The following is a 22,201-nucleotide window of genomic DNA, read 5'->3' on the forward strand; positions in this document are numbered from 1 at the left end:
GAATTCCCTTCGACGGAGGAAACGGACGCTAGTGCGCCAGGGCGGTGTGAAAGGCCTGTGGTGAGGGCTTCGGCTGCGGTGAAGGGCGAGGTGAGGGTGCAGCCGGTGTGGGTTTCGGCGGGTCGCCTGGGTCACCCGTCCGCTCGCCGTTGTGACCTCCGAATATTTTGACCAAGGCTCCCACAAAGGAGCCTGTTTTGATTCCTGCGGTGATCCGTTCACCTGTGATCGCAGGCCTCCCAGATTTCACGAGAACCCCGTTAACAACTGTCACAGCGAGTCCGTTGAAGAACTTGTGCGAAACTCCTGCCAAGGCGTCGCTGCCGCTGAAGCGAATCCCCCGAAGCTTACTGAGGCCGCTGAGACCTTTGACAGCCCTGAAGCCCTTGAGGGATCCCAGGCCTGGCATGACCCCGAGTCCGTCGAAGAACAGCTTCCAGCCGTTGAGTTCCCCGCCACGCGCAGACATGTCGTAGCTGTGTCCCACCAGCGCTGCCGCGCTGGTCAATACGGCAAGCGCACCAAAGATGGGGGCGAGGACTTCCAGGGGAGGAACGAATACGCAAATGACGGCCAGAATCGAGAATATCGCTGAAAGGTTGGCGAATCTATCCGCCCAATCGGCCAGGAAATTCATGATTCCGCCTTGGTCGCGGACGCCATCATGGTGAACTGTATTTCTGATGTGCTTCGCTGCCGCTTTTGCGGCATCATCCCGAATGATTTTTGCTCGGCCGACCTCGCTATGGCAACGACGAATGACGTCCATCGCCGCATCACGCTTTTTCTCGAGCCTGGTTCGTTCTGTGGCATCGTCGGCGCTGGGGACCGTGCCGTGGAATTTTTCCAGGTCAGCGCCGGCATGCTTTTGTTCGCGTTCTGCTTCGCGAAACTCATCCAGAGCCTTGTCTGCAACTTTCTGGGCTCTGTTCAGTTCACTTGCGTACTCGTTGGACTCGCCCTGCACGACTTTGGTGCCGAGTGCTTTGGCTGCTTCGTCGTAGCGGTCGTATGCGCGTTTCAGCCGTGCTGCGGTTCCATCAGCTATCTCGTGGAAACCACGACCGGCATCACTGTCCCAGCTCTCGACTGACGAAAGAGCCTTGATATTGTCGGCCTGTTTGTCGATCTCGTCGGCCATCCGGCGTAGACGCTTGCCGAGCCTGGCCACTTCGTGGGGGTCGCCGGGAATGGGGTCGCCGTCGTGCAGCGGTTCCCAGTCATGGGGGCGAGGGCTCATTTCTTCCTCCTCGACTTGCGGGTGTCGCGAAGGGCTTGAGCCAGCTCGTGATCCACCTTGTCATACGTTTCGGCTGCGGTCCGTGTGAATTTGGCCAGATGGTGGATGTCTTCCATCAATTTCTTGCGCGTCTTCTTCCAGGTTTCGGAGAAGTCGTCGAAAACGCTGCGGAGCTCATCACTCCCGAGGGACTTTTCGCAGTCATCTGCGGGGTTGCTGTTCTCCTTGAATTCTCGATGAATCCGAAATAGGGAGTTCGAGCAATCCTTGATCAGTTCAGTATCGGCTCTCGTTCTCTCGCTCATCTGGCTCCCCCTGGTCAACCCTCTGAAAAGTCAACGCTTCCGGCTCTGTTGTGAAGGCTTGGCAGGGCAGGCCCTTGCCCGGCCCTAGGGTCTATCCTTCGTCCGGGGCGCGTCAGGCACTGCGCGCGGCGGGTGTCATCGACGCCGCAATGGAGGCAGACCGTGGCTCGCCCCGACTCCGACAGCCGAAGGTGAACACCCGAACCGCGACGCTACCGGGTGTAGTTCACCGTACGCCAGGTGCAACAAGGTTTACCCAGGGGGCCGTTGTATGCGCATGGCGGCATCTGTCCAGCCGTGACCGTATCCCGCGGTGAACTCGCCCTACCTCTCGGGTGCTGCCGGGCTCCGGCCACGGGGGCGCCGTCCCCTTGTGGGCCGGGGGCGAGGGAGCGGCGAGCGGCTGGAGTTGGCGAGCCGCGTCGGCTGGTGCGTCAACCACCAGGAGACGCCACGCGGATGGACTCCGGGCCTCTCCGCAGCGGACGGGCGGCGACTCAACACCATCGCGGTACCGATCCAGCGGTACCGATCCAATGGCATTGGACTGCTGATGGTGTGCGGTGCGCCGTGGCTTCACCGTTGTGCAGATGACGTTTCATGTGTCTTCAAGCACCCATCAGGCTCATGTTCGGGCTCGTGGTGGCACTTCGGGTGCAGTCAAGCCCGACGTCGAGTGGGATGCTCCTGACTCTCGCCGGATCTGCGAGTTCCTCTATGGCCAATGCATGCTTCATGGCGCCAAACTGTGACCCGGTAAGAAGCTGATTCTCAACCTTGTGTCCAATGCCTGGGCCGTCGGCCTCTCGGTCCTTACCGGCCTGCTCCTCTTTGCCAGAGCCCTGCCATGACGTTGGCGTCTGCTCTCATCACATAGTACAAGTTGGGAGTCGGATCACTAATCGCGCGATCAGGTTACCCTCCTTTGCCAGGAATGCTGAGGTAGTGAGGTCCATGAAGCAGTCGGAATGGCAGAAATCCTCTTACTGCCAGGGCGTTAGCAATTGCCTGAATCTGGCCCTCGGAGCGGATGGAGTCCTGTTGCTCTGCGAGAGCGAAGACCCGGAGATTGTTCTCAAGACCACCCCCGAGAGGTTGCGTGCCTTCTTTCTGGGCGTGAAGGCAGGGGAGTTCGACCACTTCGTGACCTGATGCGTCAGCACAGCCTCCTGGCCGAGCCGGACAGTCTTTGGCGTCTCCACGGGCCGAGATCGTCTGTCGCGCCACGAGGCGCCCGACCAGTGGGCGGTGGCGAATGGGGACCATTCGCGGTCGACGTTGAACCGCGCTCCATGCATCGTCAGCACCGGAAGGCATGTGAGCCGGCCGGCCTGTGGTGACGGTTGCGCATATCTGCCGAGTGTGGGTATTTACGGTCCGGTTCACGCGAGGGCGCGGCATGCGTGGCATTGAGTCAAAGCGTAACTCTTCGGGATGAATGACTCGAAGGGCCCCACTCGGCATCAACTCCGTGCCGTACTAGTGTGGGTACTCCTTGTCACCGCCTAGAAGGGGAAGCTCTTGAGTGCCCGAAGCCTGTCCGTCGCCGTAACTGCGATCGCCGCCGCCATGGTGCTGACGGCTTGTGGAGGTGGCGACGGCAGACCGAAGGACGACAAGATCAATGGCGCGGAGGAAGGGGCGGAGGGGCCGTCGGCGTCCGCCCCGGCGTCGCATGCAGCCGGTCGCCCTGAGATCAAGCTGAAGCACTTCAAGGCTGACTTCGAAGGCTGGACGAACAGCGACCCCAAACTCCAAGCGATCCTGAATGATGGCAAGGAGCGCTTGCGTGCTGGTTACGCAGCCATTATTGCGGGTGACCCGCACGACAAGAATTTCGCATTCTATGATGTTGGGCAAGCCGCGAGGTCCGGTCCTCGGTGGGTCAGGGACTACAAGGATCTGACCCTGCTCGGAGCGGTTCGCGCCTTTGACCCTCAGGTTCACATGAGCAACGAGGGATTCGGTGTCCTCTCCTACTGTGTGGATGAGACCAAGGGGTACACGCGGAATCTCAAAAATGGCAAGGTTGAAACCACCCCGAAGGGTAGTAAATCGAAGGTCCAATACAGGACACGATTGGACAAGAACACCCACGGGGTGTGGGAAACTTCAGCAGTGGAGTCCGTGCGGGGAGGGTGCCGGGCGTGATGATCCGACGCCCGGCCGTCATGGGGGCCGTTTTCATCCTCTCGGCTGCTGCCCTGCTGACCCCTTCTCAAGCCCTCGCAGTTGGCGGTGGTAGGGGGGACGAAACAGGGCGTGAGCAGCAGCCGCCCGTTGGCGGACGATCCGACAGTCGGAATCTGATGGCATCAGTCTCCCAGTCCCAGATCGTGATCAAGGGCTCTGGGGCAGATTCCTCCAAGGCGCCGTCTGGTGAGCTGTCCTCCGTTGATCCCAACTGGGAGCCTCCGGTGTGTTGGTACGAACCCACGTTCTCCCCTGAGCGGCTCAAGAGAGCAGTCGAGAGTGACAAGGGGGGGTATGTGAATCCACACGAGTGGTGGGATGCCAGTTTCTTCGTGGATCACTACGACAAGGGAATTGCGCAAGAGAACCTGGGTCCCGATCAGCCGCCGAATAGCAAGACGAAAGGCTACAAGAAGTATAATCTCGGTAAAGATGGAATGTTCTGGCGCAGTGTGGTCCGCAAGGGGTACGAGACCGATAACAGGGCTTGGGACTGCGGCCGGATCATGTTCTGGCAGGACGCCGGTACGGTCCCGGACGATAAGAATGCTCCGACCCCGAAGGTTCTTGCCTCCTACGCCTACGACAAGATCCGCGTGCCGGACACCGAGGTCGAGCTGAATCCCAAGGCCCGGTCGACCGTGAACCTGCCCACCTGGGCGTGGCTGGACAAGGGGAAGTTCAAGGACGTCAAGGTCCGTGCCGAGCTGCCGGGTACCGGACTGTGGGCGGAGACCACGGCCAAGCCGGTCGGGCTGCACTTGGAACCGGGAACCAAGGACGCCCAACTCCACCCCGCCTCGGGGGAGTGCGCGATCAATGGCGACGGCAGCATCGGGACCCCGTACACGAAGGGCCAAGGGGACAAGACGCCGCCGTGCGGGATCACGTACCTGCGAGCGACGAGCGGGAAGCCGTACGCCATGAAGGCATCCGTGACCTGGGAGGTCTCCTGGGAAGGGTCCGGTGGCGCGAAGGGCGACCTGCCGAACGGCACCTTCGAGACCACACAGGATGTGAACGTCCAGGAGCTGCAGGCTGTGGACCGCTGACCCTTCGGGGCAGTTGGAGGCTCCAGACGATGTGCGCTGCCCCGCCCGTGGAGGGCGGGGCACTGCTGTTCAGGGTGCCGGCTACACGAGGTGGTCGAACTCTCCCGCCTTGACCCCGAGTATGAAGGCCTTGAGCTTGTCCGGGGTGGTCGTCACGATCACGTCGGGGGCTTCGCTCTCGCGGAGGAGGATGGTTCCGTCGGGGCCGGCAGCCAGGTTGAGGCAGTTGTTCGCAGCCTGACAGTAGGAGGACTGCTGCCAGTTCGGATTCGTCATTGCAGTTCGCCTTTCAGAGATCTCGTGCGATCTCGTTGATGAAGTCGCGCGATGTATCGGGTTTCAGAGCCAGGCCCTCCAGCCGGTTCAGGATGTTGCGGTACTTGTCCAGCTGGGCCGTGGCGTCGAGAAAGACGGGTCCGTGCACCTCATCGAGTTGAACGGTGTCGAGTTGGGGTACCGGACCGGTCGCATAGAAGATGGTCTGGCCGGGCGCAGGGAATGCGCCGGCTGTGAACGGAACGACCTGCACGGTGATGTTGTCCCGCTCGCTCATCTCCATGATGTGTCCGAGTTGGGCTCGGGCGGTGGCGGTGCCCCCGAACTGCATGCGCAGGGCGGCTTCGTGGATGGTCGCCGAATAGTGAGTGAGGTCGGCCCCGTCCAGAACCGCCTGGCGTTTGATGCGGTGGGAGACGCGGTGCTCGACTTCGTGAGCCGGTAGGGGCGGAGCGGACTCCGCGAAGATCGCTCGCGCGTGGTCGGCCGTCTGGAGGAGGCCGGGCAGCGTGGCTGTCTGCGCGGTGCGCATCCGGATGGAGTGGTGTTCGAGTTCGGCCAGGTCGAGGAAACCGTTGGGCAGAACACCTCGATACTCGTCCCACCAGTGCCGCATGCGGCCGGCGGTCATTGCTGCGAGCGCCGCGATGAGCGGTTCGTCCGTGCAGCAGTAGTGACCGGCGAGTGTGCGGACCCGCTCCGCACTGAGCCCTACCCTCCCCGTCTCGATGCTGCTCATCTTGGCGCGGTCGACCCCGAGAAGAGCGGCGGCCTCGGTGGGGGAGAGCCCTGCGCGTTCTCGCAGCTTGCGGAGCTCGACCCCGAGTCGCTGTTGACGGGGTGTTGGGGAACTTCTCGGTGGCATGCACCTCTCCTCGGTCGATCACAGTCTGACGCCGTCAGCCCAGAGAATCTAGGGAGTACTAGTTTTCCGAACTTGGTAGCACAGGTACCCCTGAATCCTCTACCGTGTGTGGCACGTCACTCACGTTGCGTCGCCGTCCGTCCGGAAGTGCACCGTATCCCTCCCCGTCCTGCTGCCCTGGCACAGGTATGCCCTGGGGGAAGCGGCAGAGCCACCGCACGGCGTCGGGCTCGCGTGGGTCAACCATCCCCGCACACAGGAGAGTTGCATGATCCGCGCCTCGCAGGGACTCGACTGGGACTACACCCTCCAGATCCCGCACGACCCCATCGCCCCACGCATCGCCCGACGTACCCTGCGAACGATCCTCAACGCCTATGACATCCGTGAACCGGCCGACACCGCTGAGCTGTTGGCGTCGGAACTCGTTACTAATGCCCACCGGTACGCTCCGGGGCCCGCTTCGATGCGGATCTGCCGGGACGGCAAGCTGCTGCGGGTCAGCGTGTGGGACACCGATCCGACGCTCCCCGGGCGCGATGCCTACGACCCTCCGGGGCCGGAGCAGGAGGGAGGGCGCGGGCTGCCGCTGGTGCGGATGTGCGCCGACGACTGGGGCGGGTTCGCGGTCGGGGAGTCGCAGTGCGGGCTCATGGGCAAGCTGCTCTGGTTCGAGTTGGGGGAAGGATGAGCCAGGTGCCGGATGCACAGTCGAACGCACCTGCCGGGCCAGCCCTCGCCGACGGCGCCGCACGCATCGGGAGCGACCGTGTTCAAGTGGTCGACGGGTTATCCGAGTTGCTGACGCCGAGCTGGGATCACGAAGCGACAGCCGACGCCGTCCGGCTGCAGATCGCGCCCAGGGTGCAGGAGCTGAAGTGTGTGGCCGGGTCAGGCAACCTCGACCTGCCGGGCAGCAGCAACTGGTATGTGCCGGACATCGCCGTCGTGGAACGGTCGGTGGCCAAGGGCGGGGGAGCGTTGTTGCCCGACCAGACCCTGCTGATCGTCGAGGTGACGAGCGAGTCGAACGCGGAGACGGACCGTACGGTCAAGCGCCGCCGGTACGCGGAGTACGGGGCTCCGCTGTACCTCCTGGTGGACCGGCAGGAGCGGACGTGCACGCTGTTCTCGGAGCCCGGGGAGCTCGGCTACACGCGGGCGGAGGGGCCGTTTCCGTTCGGTACGCCGGTGCAGTTGCCGCAGCCGTTCGGTCTGGCCCTCGACACCGTCGACTTCTGAGGCTCCTGGTCCGCTGAGCCGCGTCAAGAACGGCTCCCGGCGCCGACGTGCCACCTCCGGACACGCGGAACCCCGCCCCCTGAGCCAGGGGACGGGGTTCGCGTGAGGCGTCGGTCCGTGCAGCGTCAGAGCCGCTCGGGCGTCCGGATGCCCAGCAGCGACATGCCCTGGCGCAGGGTGCGGGCGGTCAGGTCGCAGAGGAACAGGCGGTTCTCGACCATGGCCGGGGTCTCCGCCTTGATGACCGGGCACTGGTCGTAGAATGTCGTGTAGTGCGAGGCCAGCTGGTAGAGGTACGCGGCCAGCTTGTGCGGCTCGTACGTCTCGGCGACGGAGGACAGCACCTCGGCGAACTCGTCCAGGTGCAGGCCCAGCGCGCGCTCCGCCGGGGCCAGCGGGAGCTCCGGGTGGGCGGCCGGGGCGACGTCGCCCGCCTTGCGGAGGATCGACTGGATCCGGGCGTAGGCGTACTGGAGGTAGACGCTGGTGTCGCCGTTGAGCGAGACCATGCGGTCCAGGTCGAAGATGTAGTCGCGGGCCATCGAGGTCGACAGGTCCGCGTACTTCACCGCGCCGATGCCGACCTGGCTGCCGCGCTCGACGGTCTCCTCCTCGGAGAGGCCCAGGTTCTCGCTCTTCTCGCGGACGACCGCGGTGGCCCGCTCGATCGCCTCGTCGAGCAGGTCGACCAGCCGGACCGTCTCGCCCTCACGGGTCTTGAACGGCTTGCCGTCCTTGCCGAGCACGGTGCCGAAGGCCAGCTGCTTCGCGGCGCCCTCCGGCAGCCAGCCGGCCCGGCGGGCGGTCTCGAAGACCATCCGGAAGTGCAGCGCCTGGCGGGCGTCCACCACGTACAGCAGGGTGTCGGCCTTGAGGGTGCCGATGCGGTTGCGGATCGCGGCGAGGTCGGTGGCGGCGTAGCCGAAGCCGCCGTTGGACTTCTGGACGATCAGCGGCGTCGGGTTGCCGTCCGGGCCCTTCACGTCGTCGAAGAAGACGCAGAGCGCGCCCTCGGAGCGCACGGCGACGCCCGACTCCTCGAGGTCCTTCACGACGGCCTGGAGGTCGTCGTTGTAGGCGCTCTCGCCGACGATGTCCTCGTCCACGATCTCGACGTCGAGCTTGTCGTAGACGCCCCGGAAGTAGAGCTTCGACTCGTCGACGATCTTGTGCCAGAGGTCCAGGGTCTCGGTGTCGCCGGACTGGAGCGCCACGACCCGGTCCCGGGAGCGGGTCTTGAACTCCTCGTCGGAGTCGAAGAGGGTGCGCGAGGCCTTGTAGAGGCGGTTGAGCCGGGACATGGCCGCCTCGCCCTCGCCGTCGGCGGCGTCGGACTCGTGGTCCAGCTCGTGCGGGTGCTCGATCAGGTACTGGATGAGCATGCCGAACTGGGTGCCCCAGTCGCCGATGTGGTGGCGCCGGACCACGGTCTCGCCCCGGTGCTCCAGGATCTGCACGACCGCGTCGCCGATCACGGTGGAGCGGAGGTGGCCGACGTGCATCTCCTTGGCCACATTCGGCTGGGAGTAGTCGATCACCGTGGTGCCCGGGTTGTCCGCGTACGGGACGCCCAGCCGGTCGTCGGCGGCCCGTGCGGCCAGGGTGGAGACGATCGCCGCGTCGGTGATCGCGATGTTGAGGAAGCCGGGGCCGGAGACCTCGACGTCGGCGAGGACGCCGTCGGCCGGGAGGCCCTGGACGACCTGGGCCGCCAGCTCCCGCGGGTTCGCCTTGAGCTTCTTGGCGAGCCCCAGCACCCCGTTGGCCTGGAAATCCGCCCGGTCGCTTCGTCGCAGCAGCGGGTCGGCGGCGCCGGCCTCCGGCAGTGCAGCCGAGAGGGCGTCCGCGACGCGCTGGTGGACCGTAGCGGCGAGGGAGGGGACCGAGGCCATGGGTTGCGTACCGTTCCGTCGTGGGGGAAGGGGATTCCGGCCAGTATCCCACGCTGCCGCCTCCGCTCCGCCAGGCAATAACCGGGGCCGCCGCGCCGGGCCGTGACCGGGGCGGGGGCCGGTCCGCCCGCCGGCCGGTGCCGGGCCGCCCCGCCGGGCGGAAACCCCGTCCGCCCGTCCCGGACCGTCTGGGACAATGGGCTCGCCAGGCTTTCGAGCATGAGGAAGCAGAGGAAGAAGGAAGTGCCAACCGTGGCTCAGAGCACCGAGGCCGACTGGGTCTCCCGTTTCGCGGACGAGGTCATCGCCGAGGCGGAGCGACGAGCCCCGGGCAAACCGATCGTCTGCGCCTCGGGCCTCAGCCCGTCCGGGCCGATTCACCTCGGCAACCTCCGCGAGGTCATGACCCCGCACCTGGTCGCCGACGAGATCCGCCGCCGCGGCCATGACTGTGTGCACATCCTGTCCTGGGACGACTACGACCGGTTCCGCAAGGTGCCGGCCGGCGTCGACCCGTCCTGGTCCGAGCACATCGGCAAGCCGCTGACCAGCGTCCCGGCCCCGCCCGGCAGCCCGTACGGCTCCTGGGCCGAGCACTTCAAGGCGCCGATGATCAAGGCGCTCGAAGAGCTGGGCATCGAGTTCCACGGGATCAGCCAGACCGAGCAGTACACCTCGGGCGCCTACCGCGAGCAGATCCTGTTCGCGATGCGGGAGCGCGCGCGGATCGACGCCGTCCTCGACCGCTACCGGACGAAGGACAAGGACAAGGCCAAGGGCGCCCAGGGCAAGAAGCCCCAGCAGCAGAAGGGCAAGGTCGACGAGGCCGACGCCGCTGCCGCCGAGGCCGCGGCCGAGGGCTCCGGCGCGGCGAGCGAGGACGACGGCACGGCGGCGGCGGGCTACTTCCCGTACAAGCCGTACTGCTCCGTCTGCGACCGCGACCTGACCACGGTCACCGCCTACGACGAAGAGACCACCGAGCTGAGCTACACCTGCCAGTGCGGTCACTCCGAGACGGTCCGGCTCTCCGAGCACAACCGCGGCAAGCTGGTCTGGAAGGTCGACTGGCCGATGCGCTGGGCCTACGAGGGCGTGGTGTTCGAGCCGTCCGGTGTCGACCACTCCTCGCCGGGCTCCTCGTACGTGGTCGGCGGGCAGATCGTCAAGGAGGTCTTCGGCGGCGAGCAGCCGATCGGCCCGATGTACGCGTTCGTGGGCATCAGCGGCATGGCGAAGATGTCCAGCTCCAAGGGCGGGGTGCCGACCCCGGCCGACGCGCTGGAGATCATGGAGGCGCCGCTGCTGCGCTGGCTGTACGCCCGCCGGAAGCCGAACCAGTCCTTCAAGATCGCCTTCGACCAGGAGATCCAGCGGCTGTACGACGAGTGGGACGCGCTCAACCGCAGGATCGGGGACGAGAGCGCCCAGCCGGCGGACGCCGCCGCGTACGGCCGGGCCGTGCGTACGGCCGCGGGTGAGCTGCCCCGCACGCCGCACCCGCTGCCGTACCGGACGCTGGCCTCGGTGGTCGACATCACCACCGGCCACGACGAGCAGACGCTCCGCATCCTGCGCGATCTCGACCCGGAGAACCCGGTCGGCTCGCTGGACGACGCGCGGCCGCGGCTCGACCGGGCCGAGCGGTGGATCACCACCCAGGTCCCGGCCGAGCAGCGCACCCGGGTCCGGGACGAGCCGGACACCGAGGCGCTGTCCGCGCTCGGCGACACCGAGCGGGAGTCGCTGCGGCTGCTGCTCGACGGGCTGGACGAGCACTGGTCGCTGGACGGCCTGACCACACTGGTCTACGGCGTGCCGAAGGTGCAGGCCGGTCTGGAGCCCGACGCCAAGCCGACGCCGGAGCTGAAGGTGGCGCAGCGGTCGTTCTTCGCGCTGCTGTACCAGCTGCTCGTCGGACGGGACACCGGGCCGCGGCTGCCCACGCTGCTGCTGGCGGTGGGCGCGGACCGGGTGCGGAAGCTGCTCGGCGCGTAACGGCGGCGGGCGCGAGCGTACTGCCGGGTGCGGTACGTGCCGTCCGGCGCGCGTACCGCTGGTGTGGTGCGCTGCCGCGTTCGGCGTCGTGGCCGTGAAGTCGTCGGAGGGCCGTCAACCTGAGGAGGGGTGACGGTCCTTCGTGCGTCCGGACGCTTCTGGGCCGGATCGGCGCCCCGTTTTCGGCCAGTGCACCCGGGCACTGCATCCTTCGGCGTACCGCGGATTTCGGCCACGGGGAGGACGTCGGGAACGCGCCAGCACAAGATCATTGACCTTGTGCGAACAACCATCGGATACGTCCTTCAGAGCATTGGTTTCCTCATCGCGGTCCAGGGGCTGCTGGGCTGCGTCTCGCAGAGCTTCTTCGACACGCATTGGGGCTGGCTCCACCACCTCGCGTCGCTGTCGTCCGCGGCCTACCTGGGCATCACCGTGCTGGGCGCGGCGATTGCGGTCGGCGGGGCGATGACGCTGAAGGGGAGCCGGGCGGCTGCCGAAGCCGCCTGACCGGCGACGGTACGGCGAGCCGCGCCGGGCCCGCGGACCGGCCGGACCGGGTGCGCCCGCGGGCCAGCGGTCCGGTCGGATCAGGCGCGCCCGCTCCGGGCCATGCGGGTCGGTCGGGTCGGGCTCTCCGGGCCCGCCCTCCCGGCCCGGCGGCTCACGGGGAGTGCTCGGTCTGCATCTCCATCCGCAGCCGGTCGCGGAACTCCCGGGTGTAGCCCCGCAGGTAGTTCTCGCTCAGGGGGCCGCCGCTGCGCCCCCGGACGCCGTACCGGTCCAGCAGGTACCGGCCGAACTGGCGGGTGTCGGGCCAGACTTCGTTCTCCGCGACGTACTGGCGGTAGGCGGTGAAGTACGCCTCGTCGCGCGGTACGTCGTCGGGCAGACCGGCCACCGGGTCGTCGGCTTCGGTCCCGGTGCCGGCGAACGGGTCGACGAACAGCTCGTGGTCGGGCGTGGGCGCCGGGTCCCGCGGCTGGGCCGCCTCGCGCGGGGGCGCCTCCCGACCGGGGGCGTCGCCCGGTGAGTCCCCCCGTGCGTCCCGTTCCTGCCCGTCCTGCTGCGGCCCCTCCGGTCGGGGCGCGTCCCGGTGCGGTGCGGGGTAGGCGCCGGTCCCGGCCGAGTAGCCGGTGAGCTGGGCGTTGCGCAGGGCGCGGACCCGCCCCGGCGCGACCGGCACGGTCACCTGCGGCATCTGCGACCCCTCGGGCACCTGCTCGCCGGAGGGCGCACCGGCCTCGTCCCGCGGCGCGGCGCCCCACGCCGGGTCCTGCGGCGCGGTGTACGGGTGCGGCCGCGCGCCGCCGTCCGTCCCGTCCGGCGCGGACACCGCGGTGTGGTCGTCGGCCCGTTCCGGACCGTCGGACCGCCCGTCTGCCCGCTCCGGGCCGTCGGGCCGGCTGTCGGGCCCGGACGCCGGCAGCGCGGCCTGCCCGGTGCGGTCCGCGGTCGGGCCGCCGGCCGGCAGGACCGCCGGGTCGATGCCGGCGGCGGCCAGCCCCGCGGCGCCGGTCCGGGAGAGCGGCACGCCGTACCGCGCGAGCCGGAGCGGCATCAGGGACTCGACGGGTGCCCTGCGGCGCCAGGAGCGGCCGTAGCGGGCGCGGAGCCGGGCCTGGTAGACCAGCCGGTCCTGTTCGAGCTGGATGACCTCGTCGTAGCTGCGCAGCTCCCACAGCTTCATCCGCCGCCAGAGCCGGAAGGTGGAGGGGAAGGCCAGCAGCCAGCGGGCGACGCGGACCGACTCCATGTGCCGGTCGGCGGTGATGTCGGCGATCCGGCCCACGGCGTGCCGGGCCGCTTCGACGGCGACGACGAAGAGGACGGGGATCACCGCGTGCATGCCGACGCCGAGCGGATCCGGCCAGGCGGCAGCGCCGTTGAACGCGATGGTCGCGGCGGTCAGCAGCCAGGCCGTCTGCCGCAGCAGGGGGAACGGGATGCGGATCCAGGTCAGCAGCAGGTCCAGGGCCAGCAGGACGACGATGCCCGCGTCGATGCCGATGGGGAAGAAGGCGGAGAAGCTGCCGAAGCCCTTCTTCGCGGCGAGCTCGCGCACCGCCGAGTACGAACCGGCGAAGCCGATGGCCGCGATCACGATCGCGCCGGCGACGACCACGCCGATCAGTATGCGATGTGTGCGTGTGAGCTGCGTCGCGGCCACCCGCGATCCCCTCCAACGGTCGGCATCAGGCGCGGACACTCTGGCACACGCGTACGAACAGCGGTGCCCGGGTCCATGGGAACCCGGGCACCGCTGTCGGCGTATTCGGTGATATGCGGCTCAGGCGCCGGAGCCGGACGTGCCGCAGCCGGACCTGCCGCAGCCGGACCTGCCGGAGCCGGACTCGCCGGAGTCCGCGCTGCCGGAGCCGGTCCGGCCGGCGCCAGGCCTTGTCGACCTCAAGAACTCAGGCTTGGTCGGCCTCAAGCGTGGTCGGCCTCAGGCTCGGTCGACCTCAGGCTCGTTCGACCTCAGGAGTGGTCGGCTCAGGCCTTGTCGGAGTCGTCCTTGTCCGAACCGGACGGATCCGTGCCGGTCTTGTCGGAATCGTCCTTCTCGGTGTCGCCCTTGTCGTCCTTCTCGGCGTCGTCCTTGCCGGACTCGGCCGGGGCGCCGGCGCCGTTGGCCTCGGCCACCGACGCGACGACCTCCTTGGCCGCCTTCTCGGCGTCCTTCAGCAGGTCCTCGCCCTTCGGCGTCTTGCCGCTCTCGTAGCCGGCGCCGTTGTAGTTGAGGGTGATGACGACGTTCTCGGTCCGGACCACGACGGTCTGGTTCCGGAAGTCCTCCTTGTCCTTCTCCAGCTCGAAGCGGAAGGTGGCCGCCTCGTCGCCGACGCCGGCGGCGGTGCCGCTCTTGAGGCCCTTGGCGCCCTTCTCGCCGGCGGCTCCCTTCGCGGCGTCGACCTGCTTGGCGTAGGAGGCCTTGGCGCGGCTCTCGCCGCTGCCCAGGGTCCGGTCGGAGTCGAAGCGCTGCAGCGCGACGTCGAGCCAGCGGTACTGGAAGCCGTCGAGGCCGTTCCAGGAGCACAGGCCCCGGGCGTTGCTGTCGTCGGACTCGCCCGTCGTGCCGCCGGCGTCCTTGGCCTTCGGGACGATGTCCTCGACCGTCTTCTTGGACAGCGCCTTGCAGGGCTGGGGCAGCTTGGCGTACTTCGCCGCTTCGACGGACGGCTCGGCGCTGGGCTCGGAGGACTTCGACGCGCCCGAGCCCGTGTTCTTCGAGCCGGAGCCGGAGCCGGAGTCCGAGGAGCAGCCGGCGACCAGCATCACCGGGACGACGGCCGCGCAGGCGAGTAGACGGGCGAGTGGCGTGCCTGTTCTGTGCATGATTCCTTCGCTCATCGGGGGACAGGTCTATTCACTGATGCGCCCGACCAGTTCCTGGGCGAGGCGCTGGGCCTTGCTCTGCAGGTCCTGGCTGTCGGGCTGGTCGGACTGGGTGGCCGACCACTGGTCGTATTCGACGGTCACGATGACGTTCGACGCCCGGAACACCACGGTGACGTCGCGGTGGACGCCGGAGTCGGCGGTGGCCAGGCGGTCGTCGAGGTAGGCGACGTCGGCGAGGTCGTCGAGCGGGCGGGGCGCGGTGTCGGGACCGGCGTCCGCGGGGGCGGAGGAACTCCCGCTGCCGGGCTTGCCGCCCGACTCGGACCCGTCCTTCGCCCCGGGCTTCGCGGTGTCCTTCGCGCCGGGCTCGGCCGAGGCGCCGTCCTTGCGGGCGGCGTCCTCCGACGCGTCGTTCCCGTCGGCCGACGCGCCGCTCCCGCCGGAGCCCCCGGTCCTGCCCGTGCTCTTGTCCGTGCCCGAGCTCCGGCTCGCGCCCTCGGCCTTGTCGGCGCCCTCGGCGGCGGACTCGGAGGCGGAGGCGGACGGCTTGTCCTGGCTCTCCGCGTTCTGGCCGCCGGACGGCGACGCCGCGGGGATGCCCGCCGCGGTGGCCTTCCGGTCGTAGAGCTCCTGGGCGCGGTCGTCGTCGCTGACGGCGGCGTCGTAGGAGACGATCCGCTCGAAGTCGATGTTGAGGTGGCGGGTGCCGGCGTCCGAGACGGACTTCCAGCGGCAGCCGACGCGGCGGTCCGTGTCGAATGTCACGGCTGCCTGGCCGTCGTAGGCCTTCTTCCGCTCCTCCTGCGTGAGGTCGTCGATGCCGGGCAGCATCGCGCGCAGCGTGCCGGTGCTCACGGCCCCGCACGGCTCGGGGAGGGTCCGGTATCTGCCGGGCTCCGCGTCGGGCGCGGAGGCGGACGGCCCGCCGGGCTTGGAGTCCTCCGGGGTGTCGCCGTCCGAGGCGCCCGTACAGCCGGTGAGCCCCGCGGTGAGCAGGGCCGTCAGCAGCACGGCACCCGGTACGTACGACCTTCGCTGCACGGTCCTCGGCTCCCTTCGGGCAAAAACTGGTTGCCGCCCTTCCGCGGCCAATGGACACAATGTGTACCGCACGCACTGCCGCGCTCGCCGTCCCTCCGACAGGTATCGGACGGTAAGTCCGGCTTTTGCGTTTTTTAGCTTTTCGGGGGAATGGGGAAGTCATGGCATACACCGAAGTGCCGGGTGCACGGGTGCCGATCCGGATGTGGACGGATCCGTCGACGGTCGAGGACGGCGCCATGCAGCAGCTGCGGAACGTCGCGACGCTGCCGTGGATCAAGGGCCTCGCCGTGATGCCGGACGTGCACTACGGCAAGGGCGCCACGGTCGGCTCGGTGATCGCGATGCACGGCGCGGTCTGCCCGGCCGCGGTGGGTGTGGACATCGGCTGCGGCATGAGCGCGGTCAAGACCTCCCTCACCGCGAACGATCTTCCCGGCGACCTGTCCCGGCTCCGCTCGAAGATCGAGCAGGTGATCCCGGTGGGCCGCGGTATGCACGACGCCCCGGTGGACCCGGGCCGGCTGCACGGCTTCCCCACGGCGGGCTGGGACGACTTCTGGTCCCGGTTCGACGGCGTGGCGGAGGCGGTCAAGTTCCGTCAGGAGCGGGCGACCAAGCAGATGGGCACCCTGGGGTCGGGAAACCACTTCGTGGAGTTCTGCCTCGATTCGGAGGGTTCCGTCTGGCTGATGCTGCACTCCGGCTCCCGCAACATCGGCAAGGAGCTGGCGGAGTACCACATCGGCCAGGCGCAGAAGCTGCCGCACAACCAGGGCCTGGTCGACCGCGACCTCGCCGTCTTCGTCGCCGACACCCCGCAGATGGCGGCGTACCGGCACGACCTGTTCTGGGCGCAGGAGTACGCCAAGCGCAACCGGGCGATCATGATGGGGCTCTTCCAGGACGTCGTCCGCAAGGAGTTCAAGAAGGCGAAGCCGACCTTCGAGCCGGTCATCTCCTGCCACCACAACTACGTGGCCGAGGAGCGGTACGAGGGCATGGACCTGCTGGTGACCCGGAAGGGCGCCATCCGGGCGGGCTCCGGCGACTACGGCATCATCCCGGGGTCCATGGGCACCGGCTCGTACATCGTGCGGGGCCTGGGGAACGCGGCGTCGTTCAACTCCGCGTCGCACGGCGCGGGCCGCCGGATGAGCCGGAACGCCGCGAAGCGGCGCTTCTCCACGCAGGACCTGGAGGAGCAGACGCGCGGTGTGGAGTGCCGGAAGGACGCGGGGGTGGTCGACGAGATCCCCGGCGCGTACAAGCCGATCGAGCAGGTCATCGACCAGCAGCGGGACCTGGTGCAGGTCGTCGCGAAGCTGAAGCAGGTCATCTGCGTGAAGGGCTGAGGCGGGGGCGTCGACCTCACCGGGCCGAACAGGGCCGGCGTTCGGCGCTCCGGACGGCCGACGGGCCCCGGACTCGTACGGAGTCCGGGGTCCTAGGCTGCCCGGTCCTCGGCCGGTCCGCGCTACTGAGGCCCCGGTCCCGGCCGGGTCAGCGCTCCCGGTGCACCTTGTAGTTGGAGGCCTGGGCGCGCGGCCGGACGACCAGCAGGTCGATGTTGACGTGCGGGGGCCGGGTCACCGCCCACTCGATGGTGTCCGCGACGTCGTCGGCCGTCAGCGGCTCGGCCACGCCCGCGTAGACGGCCTCCGCCCTCTCCTCGTCGCCCCGGAAGCGGGTGAGCGCGAACTCGTCGGTCTTCACCATGCCGGGGGCGACCTCGATGATGCGCACCGGCTGCCCGTTCAGCTCCAGCCGCAGGGTCTCGGCGATGACGTGGGCGCCGTGCTTGGCGGCGACGTAGCCACCCCCGCCCTCGTACGTGGCCAGCCCCGCCGTGGAGGACAGCACCACGACCGTGCCGTCGCCGGAGGCGGTGAGGGCGGGGAGCAGGGCCTGGGTGACGTTGAGCACGCCGAGGACGTTGACCTCGAACATCGTGCGCCAGTCCTGCGGGTCCGCGGACGCCACCGGTTCGGTGCCGATGGCCCCTCCGGCGTTGTTGACGAGGACGTCGCAGCGGTCCAGCGACGCGGCGAAGGCGTCGACCGCGGCCCGGTCGGTGACGTCCAGGGGGTACGCGAGCGCGCTGTGCCCGGCCGCGGTGAGTTCAGCGGCGAGCGACCGGATGCGTTCCTCGCGGCGGGCGGTGAGGACCACCCGGTAGCCGGCCGCCGCGAGCCGGCGGGCCGTGGCCGCCCCGATCCCGCTGCTCGCCCCGGTCACGACGGCGGTACGGGTGCTCATGCGGTGCTCCTCACGGCGATGACATCGATCCCGAGCAGCATAAATCGATCGCCGCAAGTGTGCGTGACGTCAACTCCTGTCGCTTCTTTCCCTGTTCTCTACCCGTTCTGGTCGGATGACCTGTTTTAACATCAACTACAACTTTGCCATTTCTTGGTGTTGCCCACATCACGTGTTGCGTCAGTCTCATTCGCAACAGGCAGTGATTCCAAGCCCATTGGCGTCACTGGCCCCCAAAGGCAAGGCGAAAGGCACGATCATGGCGATAAATCGAGCGATCAGGCGTGGAGCGAGACTGCTCGCGCTGTCGGCATCGGCGTTGGGCATGGTGGGGGCCATGGCTCTCCCCGCATCGGCCGCCGACGAACCCACGCGGGATCAGCTCATGGCCGATTGCAGCTCCGGCAAGGGGAAGTGCAGCTTCAACGACCCCCAGCTCGGTGAGGCGTACCTCGGCGAGTTCCACAAGGTCTCCGACGCGCTCTACAACTGCACCTCGTCGGACGCCAGCCAGACGATGGGCTGGACCGACACCGTGGGGTCCACCGACTCCGCCGGTGTCTCCGTCACCGCGGGCGGCAACATCGCGGGCATCATCGACCTCAGCGTGACCGCGACGTACAGCCACACCTGGACGAACACGCACGCCGAGAACAGCTCCCTGAACATGACGGTGAAGCCGGGCGAGGTCGGATGGATCTCACGGGCCCAGGTGATGCAGAAGGTGACCGGTACCTGGCAGACTCACTACGACGACCCGCAGTGGGGCCACTACTACTGGTTCGTTCCGGACACCGTCACCGGTCCGGCGGCGAACGGTACCGACGGCAAGAACAATGCCGTGGTCGTCAAGTCCCGCAAGATGACCGCCGCGGAGAAGGCTTCCTGCTCCGACGAGTCCGTGCAGGCGAAGAACAAGGTCTTCCGGCGGTAGCCGCACACCCGTGGCAATGCCGGAGCCTCTGACCCCTGGAAGAGGCTGACAGAGGCGGCCCGCGCCGTGACCCGGCGCGGGCCGTTGTCATTTCCGCGGCGGCCCGGAGGCTCACCCGCCGCGCGGGGCGTACATGATGACGGCGACCCCGGCGAGACAGATCAGCGCCCCCGTCACGTCGTAGCGGTCCGGGCGGTAGCCGTCCGCGACCATCCCCCAGGCCAGCGAACCCGCGACGAAGACCCCGCCGTACGCCGCCAGGATGCGGCCGAAATCGGCGTTCGGCTGGAGCGTGGCGACGAAGCCGTACACGCCCAGCGCGAGGACACCCGCGCCGATCCAGGCCCAGCCGCGGTGCTCGCGCACTCCCTGCCAGACGAGCCAGGCGCCGCCGATCTCGAAGAGTGCGGCGAGGGCGAAGAGACCGATCGACCGGATCACGAGCATGCGCGCAGCGTACGGGCGGACGGCCCCGGATGCCGGTGCGGTGCTGGAGCCGGGCGGGGGATCACCCCCGCCGGCAGTGGTGGCGGGAGCGCAGAGGGCCCGTCGGCGGTCGGTCGCCCCGGTCGGGAAGGTGCGTCGCCCGAGGCCACCGGTGCTGTCCACTGGATGGGAATCCGCTCTCCGGGCAAGGCCGTTGGGGCCGCGCCGTTCTAGGGTTCGGGCATGACCTCGCAGTCGTATCTCTCCGAACTCTTCTCGCTGGACGGGCTGGTCGCCGTGGTGACCGGTGGCAGTTCCGGCATCGGCCGCGCCATCACCGGCGCGTTGGCGCGCGCCGGGGCGAGCGTGGTGGTCGTGGCGCGCCGGGAGGCGGAACTGACCGCCACCACGGACGAGCTGACGGCCGACGGCTGCCGGGCGTCCTGGGTCAGCGCCGACCTGAGCACCCGCGACGGTGTGCGCGCGGCGGCGGAGAAGGCGGCAGCGGTGTACGGGGAGCCGCACATCCTCGTCAACTCCGCCGGAATCAACCTGCGCCCGCCGATGGACGAGCTCGACGACGCGACGTGGGACGCCACGATGGCGGTGAACCTGGAGGCGCCCCACCTGCTGGGCCGGCGGTTCGGCCCCGGCATGGCCGAGCGGGGCTTCGGGCGGATCATCCACATCAGCTCCCAGCAGGCACACCGGGCCTTCGTGCGCAGCGGCGCCTACGGCGTCTCCAAGGGGGCGCTGGAGTCGCTGGCCCGTTCCCAGGCCGAGGCCTGGTCGCCGCACGGCGTCACCTGCAACACGCTCGTGCCGGGGTTCGTGATGACGCCGCTCAACACCCGCCTGTCCTCCGACCCCGAGCGGGTGGCGGCACTGGCCGAGCGCACCCTGGCCGGGCGCAACGGCCTGGCCGAGGACTTCGCGGGCGCCGCGGTGTTCCTGGCGAGCCGCGCCTCCGGCTACGTCACCGGGCAGTCGATCTGCGTCGACGGCGGCTTCTCCGTCCACTGAGCCCCGGGCGCGGCCGCGGTGCCCGGCCGCGGTGCCCGGCCGTGTTCCGGGCCCCGCTGTGGCCTGGGCCGCGCCCCGTACCGGGCACGCCGCGGTATGTGTCCCGCCGAGTCCTCCCGCTGTCGCCTGGGCTCCGCCGAGTCCTCCCGCCGTTTGCGGTGGGCTCCGCCGATTCCGGGCCCCTCGCCGTGCCCGCACCGACCCGGTGTCCGTCCGCTGGTCTCCGCAGCCCCTTCGACCGACCGGGTCTGCGGTCCGCTGAGCCCGGCCGACAGCTCGCCCGAGCCCCGTCGACCGGGCCAGGACCGTGATCGGGCACAGTGCGGATCGGCGGGGCGGCGGTCCGGGTGGTCGAGCCCGTGCACGTCCCGTCTCACCGCTCACCGCTCACCGCTCACCGCTCACCGCTCACCGCTGACCGCTGACCCCGACCGGGACGGGACCGTCTTCCTGCGGCCGGACGGGATCGACCCCGACCGGTCGTGGCGGGGCGCCCGCCCGGCCTCGGTGAGGGAGACCACCAGCGCCTCGGGGCGCGCCCGGCCCGTGGGGAGCTCCAGGGTGCCGCCGGCTGCCCGTGGCGTGGTGGGGCCCGCGGACGGGGCGGTGCCCGGGGCGCCTCCCGGGCGGCGGCAGCGGCTCACCCGTGCGGACGCGATCATCAGGGGGGAAGGCGGATTTCCCGCGACACGCCGCAGGCGCTGCGAGAACTCCCCCGGACGCACAGGAACTGATCCGGCATCAGGGTGACTTCGGCGTGGCGCTCGCGTCGCGCGCCGAACGCTCCTCGCTTTGCATCGGACTGTGCCGGAAATCCCGAGGGTGGCCACCGGAGCCACGGCCGGCACAGGAGGAGTCCATGCGACCAGCTCGTGTATTCGCCACCACGGTCGCGGCCACCGCGCTCGTGGGTCTGGCCGCCCCCGCCGCCATGGCCAGTGTGGATCCGCACCGGGCCCGCCCGGGCCAGACCGTGCGGATCACCGACGACAAGAAGTGCGACAGCCGCCGGGGGGCGACGGCGTACTCGGCCGCCTTCGGGACGACCCGGCTGCAGCCCAGCGGCCGGCAGCTGGCCGGCACGGCGAAGGTCCTCCGGGACGCCAAGGGCAAGAACAAGGTCATCCTCCGCTGCGGCGACGGGCGGAAGTTCTACGACTGGCTCACCGTCGGGCCCACCGGGGGCTCCCGCGCCGGTGAGGGCGGCACCGGTCAGGGGCTCGGCAACCCGGAGTTCGTCGGCGGCGCGGCGTTGGTCGCCCTGGCGGCCGGAGGGAGCGCGATCGTCATCCGCCGCCGGGTGAAGGGCCAGCCGTGATCCGGTCCGCGGACCAACGGGACGACGACATATCACCGGCAGCGATATTAGTGAGGGGCACTCCGCCGTGCGGGGTGCCCCTGCCGGTGCCCGCGCCGGAGCCGGACCCGTTCCGTGCTGCCCCGGCGATGACCGCTGGCCCGTGGCTCCGAGCCGCACCGGGCCGTAGGTGCAGGACGTGACCGTTCCGTGCGTCAGAGCCGCACCGGGCCGTACGTCAGGGCGCCACCGCGCAGTGCGTCAGGGCCACACCAGGCAGTACGGCTGGTGCCCCGCCTCGTGCAGCCGGTGCGAGAAGTCCTGCCACTCGTGGAGCAGCTGGTAGACGTTGAACGCGTCCCGCGGGCCGCCGCGGTCCGGGACCGTGGACCAGATGAAGGCCGCCGCGCCGACGGACTCCTCGCCCACGCCGCGCAGCGGGTCCACGACGGTCATCGGCAGCTTGACCACCGCGTAGTCCGGGTGCAGCACCACCAGCTCCAGCGGCGGGACCTTGTGCAGCGGTACGCCCTCGATGCCCGTGAGCACCATCGCCGCCATCGTCTCCGGCTTTATCTTGGTGAACATGCCCCCCATGCCGAGCTCGTCCCCACCGAGCTCCTCCGGGCGCATGGAGATGGGGACCCTGGCGGCGGTCGCCCCGTCCGGCGCACCGAAGTATTTGTAGGTCACCCCCACTCGGCCACCCCTGCTCCCACCAGTCCGCGCTTCGCCCTCGCGCCGGTGCCGCCCCCGCTGAGCGCGCTCGGGGCCCAGGTCATCGGTCCCCTCGCCCAGTCCGCCACCGCGCTGCAT

The 22,201-nt window shown here is 69.1% G+C and carries 22 protein-coding genes; 11 read left to right on the top strand and 11 right to left on the bottom strand.

Going from position 1 to position 22,201, the window contains the following annotated elements; all coding sequences use genetic code 11:
* Window positions 1-28: 28 nt before the first annotated feature.
* Together AC3EQ1_RS17200 and AC3EQ1_RS17205 are read right to left on the bottom strand one after the other, a co-directional pair.
* Window positions 29-1,240: a WXG100 family type VII secretion target gene (locus AC3EQ1_RS17200; protein ID WP_432095187.1), complete on the bottom strand. Its 1,212-nt coding sequence runs from the start codon at window positions 1,238-1,240 to the stop codon at window positions 29-31.
* The gene (locus AC3EQ1_RS17205; protein ID WP_432095188.1) at window positions 1,237-1,545 is read right to left on the bottom strand and encodes a hypothetical protein; all 309 of its coding nucleotides are present in this window, start codon (window positions 1,543-1,545) and stop codon (window positions 1,237-1,239) included. The genes AC3EQ1_RS17200 and AC3EQ1_RS17205 overlap by 4 nt, the downstream gene beginning before the upstream one ends.
* A 954-nt stretch (window positions 1,546-2,499) precedes the next feature.
* Here AC3EQ1_RS17205 and AC3EQ1_RS17210 point away from each other — a divergent pair.
* The 3 genes from AC3EQ1_RS17210 (at window position 2,500) to AC3EQ1_RS17220 (ending at window position 4,790) form a co-directional block, all read left to right on the top strand.
* Window positions 2,500-2,697 (top strand): DUF397 domain-containing protein, encoded by a 198-nt coding sequence (locus tag AC3EQ1_RS17210; RefSeq protein ID WP_432095189.1) that lies wholly within the window; start codon window positions 2,500-2,502, stop codon window positions 2,695-2,697.
* Between the two features lie 369 nt (window positions 2,698-3,066).
* Window positions 3,067-3,696 carry a hypothetical protein gene (locus AC3EQ1_RS17215; RefSeq protein WP_432095190.1) on the top strand — a complete coding sequence of 210 codons (630 nt, stop codon included), beginning with the start codon at window positions 3,067-3,069 and terminating at the stop codon, window positions 3,694-3,696.
* The gene (locus AC3EQ1_RS17220; RefSeq protein ID WP_432095244.1) at window positions 3,696-4,790 is read left to right on the top strand and encodes a hypothetical protein; all 1,095 of its coding nucleotides are present in this window, start codon (window positions 3,696-3,698) and stop codon (window positions 4,788-4,790) included. The genes AC3EQ1_RS17215 and AC3EQ1_RS17220 overlap by 1 nt, the downstream gene beginning before the upstream one ends.
* A gap of 81 nt (window positions 4,791-4,871) precedes the next feature.
* Here AC3EQ1_RS17220 and AC3EQ1_RS17225 read toward each other — a convergent pair whose 3' ends face one another.
* Both AC3EQ1_RS17225 and AC3EQ1_RS17230 read right to left on the bottom strand, forming a co-directional pair.
* Window positions 4,872-5,066, bottom strand: coding sequence for a DUF397 domain-containing protein (locus AC3EQ1_RS17225; protein ID WP_432095191.1), 195 nt, complete (start codon window positions 5,064-5,066; stop codon window positions 4,872-4,874).
* Window positions 5,067-5,079: 13 nt separating this feature from the next.
* On the bottom strand, window positions 5,080-5,931 hold the full coding sequence (locus AC3EQ1_RS17230) for a helix-turn-helix domain-containing protein (protein WP_432095192.1): 852 nt from the start codon (window positions 5,929-5,931) through the stop codon (window positions 5,080-5,082).
* Between the two features lie 268 nt (window positions 5,932-6,199).
* On the opposite strand from AC3EQ1_RS17230, the gene AC3EQ1_RS17235 reads away from it, so the two are divergent.
* Complete coding sequence (locus AC3EQ1_RS17235; protein WP_432095193.1) at window positions 6,200-6,622, top strand: ATP-binding protein; 423 nt, start codon at window positions 6,200-6,202, stop codon at window positions 6,620-6,622.
* On the top strand, window positions 6,619-7,173 hold the full coding sequence (locus tag AC3EQ1_RS17240) for a Uma2 family endonuclease (RefSeq protein WP_432095194.1): 555 nt from the start codon (window positions 6,619-6,621) through the stop codon (window positions 7,171-7,173). Before AC3EQ1_RS17235 ends, AC3EQ1_RS17240 begins: the two co-directional genes overlap by 4 nt.
* Before the next feature lie 125 nt (window positions 7,174-7,298).
* On the opposite strand, the gene argS is transcribed toward AC3EQ1_RS17240, so the two are convergent.
* A complete protein-coding gene (gene argS / locus AC3EQ1_RS17245) occupies window positions 7,299-9,065 on the bottom strand; it encodes an arginine--tRNA ligase (protein WP_432095195.1) in 1,767 nt (588 codons plus the stop codon).
* A gap of 243 nt (window positions 9,066-9,308) precedes the next feature.
* Between argS and lysS the strand changes: the two genes are divergently transcribed.
* Complete coding sequence (gene lysS, locus AC3EQ1_RS17250; RefSeq protein WP_432095245.1) at window positions 9,309-11,063, top strand: lysine--tRNA ligase; 1,755 nt, start codon at window positions 9,309-9,311, stop codon at window positions 11,061-11,063.
* Between the two features lie 279 nt (window positions 11,064-11,342).
* Complete coding sequence (locus AC3EQ1_RS17255) at window positions 11,343-11,573, top strand: hypothetical protein (RefSeq protein ID WP_432095196.1); 231 nt, start codon at window positions 11,343-11,345, stop codon at window positions 11,571-11,573.
* Between the two features lie 154 nt (window positions 11,574-11,727).
* Here AC3EQ1_RS17255 and AC3EQ1_RS17260 read toward each other — a convergent pair whose 3' ends face one another.
* The 3 genes from AC3EQ1_RS17260 to AC3EQ1_RS17270 form a co-directional block, all read right to left on the bottom strand.
* Window positions 11,728-13,233 carry a DUF2637 domain-containing protein gene (locus tag AC3EQ1_RS17260; RefSeq protein WP_432095197.1) on the bottom strand — a complete coding sequence of 502 codons (1,506 nt, stop codon included), beginning with the start codon at window positions 13,231-13,233 and terminating at the stop codon, window positions 11,728-11,730.
* A gap of 326 nt (window positions 13,234-13,559) precedes the next feature.
* The gene (locus tag AC3EQ1_RS17265) at window positions 13,560-14,402 is read right to left on the bottom strand and encodes a DUF3558 domain-containing protein (protein ID WP_432095198.1); all 843 of its coding nucleotides are present in this window, start codon (window positions 14,400-14,402) and stop codon (window positions 13,560-13,562) included.
* A gap of 27 nt (window positions 14,403-14,429) precedes the next feature.
* Window positions 14,430-15,446, bottom strand: coding sequence for a hypothetical protein (locus tag AC3EQ1_RS17270; RefSeq protein ID WP_432095199.1), 1,017 nt, complete (start codon window positions 15,444-15,446; stop codon window positions 14,430-14,432).
* Window positions 15,447-15,607: 161 nt separating this feature from the next.
* On the opposite strand from AC3EQ1_RS17270, the gene AC3EQ1_RS17275 reads away from it, so the two are divergent.
* Window positions 15,608-16,801 carry an RtcB family protein gene (locus AC3EQ1_RS17275; RefSeq protein WP_432095200.1) on the top strand — a complete coding sequence of 398 codons (1,194 nt, stop codon included), beginning with the start codon at window positions 15,608-15,610 and terminating at the stop codon, window positions 16,799-16,801.
* 148 nt (window positions 16,802-16,949) lie between these two features.
* Here the strand turns inward: AC3EQ1_RS17275 and AC3EQ1_RS17280 are convergent, their stop codons facing one another.
* Window positions 16,950-17,705, bottom strand: a complete 756-nt coding sequence (locus AC3EQ1_RS17280; RefSeq protein WP_432095201.1) for an SDR family NAD(P)-dependent oxidoreductase — start codon at window positions 17,703-17,705, stop codon at window positions 16,950-16,952.
* A gap of 337 nt (window positions 17,706-18,042) precedes the next feature.
* Between AC3EQ1_RS17280 and AC3EQ1_RS17285 the strand changes: the two genes are divergently transcribed.
* Entirely contained in the window at window positions 18,043-18,639 is a 597-nt protein-coding gene (locus tag AC3EQ1_RS17285; RefSeq protein WP_432095202.1) for a hypothetical protein, read from the top strand.
* Between the two features lie 111 nt (window positions 18,640-18,750).
* Here the strand turns inward: AC3EQ1_RS17285 and AC3EQ1_RS17290 are convergent, their stop codons facing one another.
* Complete coding sequence (locus AC3EQ1_RS17290; RefSeq protein ID WP_432095203.1) at window positions 18,751-19,086, bottom strand: YnfA family protein; 336 nt, start codon at window positions 19,084-19,086, stop codon at window positions 18,751-18,753.
* Between the two features lie 222 nt (window positions 19,087-19,308).
* Here AC3EQ1_RS17290 and AC3EQ1_RS17295 point away from each other — a divergent pair, with 222 nt between their 5' ends.
* The gene (locus AC3EQ1_RS17295; protein WP_432095204.1) at window positions 19,309-20,088 is read left to right on the top strand and encodes an SDR family NAD(P)-dependent oxidoreductase; all 780 of its coding nucleotides are present in this window, start codon (window positions 19,309-19,311) and stop codon (window positions 20,086-20,088) included.
* 859 nt (window positions 20,089-20,947) lie between these two features.
* Window positions 20,948-21,406, top strand: coding sequence for a hypothetical protein (locus AC3EQ1_RS17300; protein ID WP_432095205.1), 459 nt, complete (start codon window positions 20,948-20,950; stop codon window positions 21,404-21,406).
* A 240-nt stretch (window positions 21,407-21,646) separates the two neighbouring features.
* On the opposite strand, the gene AC3EQ1_RS17305 is transcribed toward AC3EQ1_RS17300, so the two are convergent.
* On the bottom strand, window positions 21,647-22,201 hold the full coding sequence (locus AC3EQ1_RS17305) for a hypothetical protein (RefSeq protein ID WP_351507826.1): 555 nt from the start codon (window positions 22,199-22,201) through the stop codon (window positions 21,647-21,649).

It is taken from the genome of Streptomyces sp. bgisy100 (assembly GCF_057709105.1).

Coding starts and splice junctions, on each gene's coding strand:
- AC3EQ1_RS17210 (WP_432095189.1), top strand. CDS start 2,500: ATGAAGCAGTCGGAATGGCAGAAATCCTCTTACTGCCAGGGCGTTAGC.
- AC3EQ1_RS17285 (WP_432095202.1), top strand. CDS start 18,043: ATGGCTCTCCCCGCATCGGCCGCCGACGAACCCACGCGGGATCAGCTC.
- argS (WP_432095195.1), bottom strand. CDS start 9,065: ATGGCCTCGGTCCCCTCCCTCGCCGCTACGGTCCACCAGCGCGTCGCG.
- AC3EQ1_RS17295 (WP_432095204.1), top strand. CDS start 19,309: ATGACCTCGCAGTCGTATCTCTCCGAACTCTTCTCGCTGGACGGGCTG.
- AC3EQ1_RS17225 (WP_432095191.1), bottom strand. CDS start 5,066: ATGACGAATCCGAACTGGCAGCAGTCCTCCTACTGTCAGGCTGCGAAC.
- AC3EQ1_RS17290 (WP_432095203.1), bottom strand. CDS start 19,086: ATGCTCGTGATCCGGTCGATCGGTCTCTTCGCCCTCGCCGCACTCTTC.
- AC3EQ1_RS17300 (WP_432095205.1), top strand. CDS start 20,948: ATGCGACCAGCTCGTGTATTCGCCACCACGGTCGCGGCCACCGCGCTC.
- AC3EQ1_RS17265 (WP_432095198.1), bottom strand. CDS start 14,402: ATGCACAGAACAGGCACGCCACTCGCCCGTCTACTCGCCTGCGCGGCC.
- AC3EQ1_RS17280 (WP_432095201.1), bottom strand. CDS start 17,705: ATGAGCACCCGTACCGCCGTCGTGACCGGGGCGAGCAGCGGGATCGGG.
- AC3EQ1_RS17205 (WP_432095188.1), bottom strand. CDS start 1,545: ATGAGCGAGAGAACGAGAGCCGATACTGAACTGATCAAGGATTGCTCG.
- AC3EQ1_RS17240 (WP_432095194.1), top strand. CDS start 6,619: ATGAGCCAGGTGCCGGATGCACAGTCGAACGCACCTGCCGGGCCAGCC.
- AC3EQ1_RS17220 (WP_432095244.1), top strand. CDS start 3,696: ATGATCCGACGCCCGGCCGTCATGGGGGCCGTTTTCATCCTCTCGGCT.
- AC3EQ1_RS17200 (WP_432095187.1), bottom strand. CDS start 1,240: ATGAGCCCTCGCCCCCATGACTGGGAACCGCTGCACGACGGCGACCCC.
- AC3EQ1_RS17230 (WP_432095192.1), bottom strand. CDS start 5,931: ATGCCACCGAGAAGTTCCCCAACACCCCGTCAACAGCGACTCGGGGTC.
- AC3EQ1_RS17305 (WP_351507826.1), bottom strand. CDS start 22,201: ATGCAGCGCGGTGGCGGACTGGGCGAGGGGACCGATGACCTGGGCCCC.
- AC3EQ1_RS17275 (WP_432095200.1), top strand. CDS start 15,608: ATGGCATACACCGAAGTGCCGGGTGCACGGGTGCCGATCCGGATGTGG.
- AC3EQ1_RS17235 (WP_432095193.1), top strand. CDS start 6,200: ATGATCCGCGCCTCGCAGGGACTCGACTGGGACTACACCCTCCAGATC.